This window comes from Streptomyces sp. NPDC060209 (assembly GCF_042728155.1).
In the GTDB taxonomy this organism is placed as follows: Bacteria; Actinomycetota; Actinomycetes; order Streptomycetales; family Streptomycetaceae; genus Streptomyces.
The window spans coordinates 1-4,169 of the sequence record NZ_JBHWZS010000481.1 but is presented as its reverse complement, the minus strand read 5'-3'; the positions used below and the strand labels follow the sequence as shown (position 1 = coordinate 4,169).

The window sequence follows — 4,169 nt, the reverse complement described above, 5'->3', positions numbered from 1 at the left end:
GCAGCGAGTGCTGCCGAGGCGGACGGTTTTCGTGCCAGGCATGCCTCGAACGGTCCCTAGCTGTTGTAGGTGCCGAAGAAGCGTGCTGAGGCGAAGGCCCAGCTACTGGCGGGGGCGCTCCAGCCGGCGAGGCCGCCGTTGAACAGGGTGTCGGTCCGGGCCGTCCAGGTCCACATCTTCACAGTGCCGTCAGCCTGGTGGTTCATGGTGGCAAGGTCGTCGCGGCCGTCACCGTTGTAGTCACCGGTGACGAACTGCATACGGCTGACGTCCAGGTTTCCGGGAGGGCTGTTGAGTGTGAGCTTGGCGGAACCGAAACGGTCCTTTCCGTCGACCTTTTCGGACAGCATCGTGGAGGTCTTGTCGCTGCCGTCGGTGTAGTCGTACCAGACGAGCGCGTCGTCACGGCCGTCGCCGTTGAAGTCCCCCGAGTGCGGGGTGGTTCGGTTCCAGTCCAGGGAGGTGCTCTGCCACCACGCGGCGGGAGCGGCAAAACCTCCGTTGGCAGCGGCCGGGAAGACATAGGTCTTCACCGTGTCGTCGCCCTGGCCGTAGAAGACGCTCAGGTCGTCGCGGCCGTCGCCGTTGAAGTCGCCGGTGATGAATTTGGTGCGGGTGCGGGACCAGGTGCCGGTCGGAGCTGACCAGGAGCTGAAGGGCGCGCTGAAGGTGCCGGTGGCGGTGCTGGTGAACGTCCAGAGTTTGGTGGTTCCGTCGGCGTAGGCGTACCAGACCGCCATGTCGTCGCGGCCGTCACCGTTGAAGTCGCCGGCCTGTGGCGTCATGTAGCTGATGTGGAAGCTGCCGGCCGCCGCGCTCCACGCGGTGAACGGAGTGTCGAAGCCGCCGTCGGCCCTGCCGAGCGCGACCCACAGTTTGACGCTGGTGTCGCTGTAGCCCTTGAGGACGGCCATGTCACCACGGCCGTCACCGTTGAAGTCGCCGGTGATGTACTTCATGGCCTTCGTGTCCCAGACTCCGTCCGGGACGTCGTAGGACGTGAAGGGCTTTGCGATGGCGCCGTCGGTGCCGCCGAGGAAGCTGTGGATGGCGTCGCGGCCGTCGGCGTAGTTGTACCAGGCGGCCATGTCGCTGCGACCGTCGCCGTTGTAGTCGTGGCGGATGGCCGTTCCACTCGACCACACCGACTGGGCCTGTGCGTCGAGTACGACGAAGTTGCCACGGTCCTGGAGGACGGCGGTGCCGCCGGTGGCGGAGGTCCCGGCTTCCCAGAGATCGACGGTATCGGCCAAATCGCGTACGACGAGGTTTCCGCCGGTGTCCAGCAGGGCGGTCGCACCGGCGCCGGTGGTTCCCGTGGACCAGAGGACCTTGCCCGCGTTGGAGGTGATGACCAGGTTGCCGTCGGTCTGCATGGTGAGCTTGGCCGAGGCGGAGGCGAGAGTGTCTCCGGGAAGCAGGCGCTGACCGGGGCGGAGGCGGGACCCGAGGACGGTGTTGTCCGCTCGGGCGGCTGTCGCGCCGTTGCGGGTCTCGGTCTCCCCGAGGCACCCGCCTTGCCAGGAACGGCTGCTGATCCCGACGAGTTCAAGCTTCCCGCCGACGGTGCGCAGCAGGGGGCCGCCGGTGTCGCCCTTGCAGATCGCGTCGCCGGCGGTCCTACCGGTGATGCCGAGTTCGGTGGTGCCGGCGGTGTCGACGGTGAACGCCGCGGTGTGGAGCCTGTCAGGCACCCACTCGGTCTTCGTGCGGCCGTACCCCGCGGCTGTGAGGGTGTCGCCCGCGGTGACGGGGGTGGTGGCCAGCGCGACCGGGGTGATGCCGGTGGCGGGGGCTGCGAGCCGGGCCATGACCAGATCGCGTCCCGCCCGCGGCACCAGGTCGACGATCTCACTGACATGCCCGCCGGTGGCACTCGGATCGAGGCGGCCGATCGTGGCCACTGTCTTCACCGCGGGCTTGCCGACGGTCAGCTCGGTGGCTCCGCCGGTGAAGCAGCTGCTCGCGGTCAGGATCCACTGGGCGTCGACGAGGGATCCGGTGCACGCCCGCTTGGTGTCGCCGTCACCGATTTCGATCTTCGCGGTGAAGGAGTAGGTGCTGTCGGCGGCCGGAGCCCCGATGATCGCCTGAGCTGGGGAAGTGAGGGTGAGCGCGCCTGCCGCTGCTGCGGCGGACAGCAGAGCCAGCGTACGTACCGCAGGGGAGCGTCTGATTTTCACGTGTGTTCCTCGACTGGACGTCGGAGCGGTCGGGACCGGACCTGCGTCGTGGCAGGCCGGAACTTGCTGCGGGGCCCTTTCGCCGGTGTCGGTCCTGAAGCGCTGTTGCGCCGACGGGCGCCGGGACTGTTGACGGTCCCGACGCCCGTCGGGACCGTTCACGGCCGGCCGACGGTGCGATGCGACCGCGCTACTGGGTGCTGCCGGTCAGCGCGACGGTTTCGGGGGTGCCGGGGTAGCCGACGACCTGCTCGGTGGCGTCCCACTTGCCGTCGGCGTGGCGCACGGTGTGCTTGATCTTCCCGTCCGTGGTGACGACCGCCGCCTGGAGCTCGCCGTTGACCGCGGTGGCGTCGACGCCGACGATCGTGTCGCGGCCGAGTTCGTCGCCGAGGTCGCCGAACTTGCTCCAGGTGCCGTCGGCCTTGCGGATCGCGTGCTTCTTCTCGCCGGTGACACTGGTGATGACGACCTGCAGATCGCCCGCGACGGCGGCGAAGGACATGCCGTTGACCGCCGAGGTCAGACCGGTCTCCAGGGCGTGGACGCCTCCCCAGTGGTCACTCCACGTCCCGTCGGAATTGCGGATGCCGTGGTAGGCCTTGCCGTCAGCGGTGACGCCGACCTGGGTCTGGCCGCCGGAGGTGTGTGCGACGGTGACCTGGGTGGCATTGCCGAGCACACCGAGCTTGGCGGTGACATCACCCCACTTCGACCAGACCTCACTGGCGTCCTGGATGGCGTGGTACACGCGCCCGTTGGCCAGGCCGATCAGGGCGAGACCGGTGCCCGTGGACGTCACGGCCACACGCGTGAGCCCGGGCTTGTCGCCGAGTTCAGCTGTCAGGTCGCGGAAGGCGGCCCAGCCGCCGGTCACGCGCCGGTTGGCCTGGTAGAGGTGCCCGTTGCCGCCTACGGCGAAGACGTAGTTCTTGCCCTTGATGGCGGCGTCGGCGGCGAACTGGATGTCCTCGACGGTGCCGGCGGCGTTCTGAACGTTGCCGAAGGAGGTCCAGTCGCCGTTGCTGTTGCGCATGGAGTGGTACAGGCCGGTGGAGGTCTTGGTGAGCATCTGGAGGTTCCAGACGTTCAGCGTCGAGGCGGTACTCTCCGTGATCCATGCCCGGAGGTCGTCCACCCGGCTGGCGACGGCGCCGGTGCGGGCCTCCTCGGACCCGAGGCAGCCTCCCTGCCACGACCTGCTGGCGATCGCCACGAGTTCGGGACGGCCGTTCTTCTCACGGAAGACGGGTGCCCCGCTGTCGCCCTTGCAGACGGGGGTGCCGTCGATGCTGACGCTGGTGGCCTCGACCGCGCCGACGGTGAAGGCTCCGGCGTGGAGCGAGTCGGGGACCCAGGTGTCCGCGGTCCGGCCGTATCCGGCGCCCGTCAGGGAATCGCCCGCTGCGGGGGCGGCGGTCGCCGGGTGCAGGAAGGAGGGGCCGGAGACCGGTGTGGCGAGCTGGGCCAGCACGAGGTCACGGTCCGTGCGGGGTACCAGTTGCGTGATCGCCCGGACCTGACCCGAGGTGGAGGTGAGGTCGGTTCGGCCGATGGTCGCGGTGGACGGGAGCGCCGGGGCACCAGCGACGAGAGAGGCCGGGTCGTCGGCGAAGCAGCTCGCCGCGGTGAGCAGCCACTGGTTGTTGACGAGGGTTCCCGTGCAGGCGCGGCTGGTGTCGCCTTCGCCGATCTGGATCTTCGCGGTGAAGGTGTAGGTCTTGTCGGCGACCGCGTCACCGATGACTGCCTGCGCCGGTGAGGTGAGGGTGACGGAGCCGACCGCGGTGTAGGCCAGCAGCACCCGCCAGCGGGCGAGCACCCCGCGGAAGGCGTTGGTGTACAGAGCGATCGGCAACAGCAGCAGCCCGCCGATGGCGGTGCGCCCGATGGCGACGACCACCGGGTCGAGACTCTCGACCGCGATGCGGATCATCGCGTAGGGCACGCCCCAGATCACCCCGAGCGCCAGGAACAGCACCCACC

At 69.1% G+C, this 4,169-nt stretch carries 2 protein-coding genes; both read right to left on the bottom strand.

The genetic code is table 11. The features are described from left to right. Nucleotides 1-56: 56 nt before the first annotated feature. Nucleotides 57-2,183 carry an FG-GAP-like repeat-containing protein gene (locus ACFWFI_RS41440; protein WP_387400928.1) on the bottom strand — a complete coding sequence of 709 codons (2,127 nt, stop codon included), beginning with the start codon at nt 2,181-2,183 and terminating at the stop codon, nt 57-59. A gap of 190 nt (nt 2,184-2,373) precedes the next feature. Then, the coding region (locus ACFWFI_RS41435) for a trypsin-like serine protease (RefSeq protein ID WP_387400926.1) at nt 2,374-4,169 on the bottom strand (1,796 nt) is incomplete at its 5' end.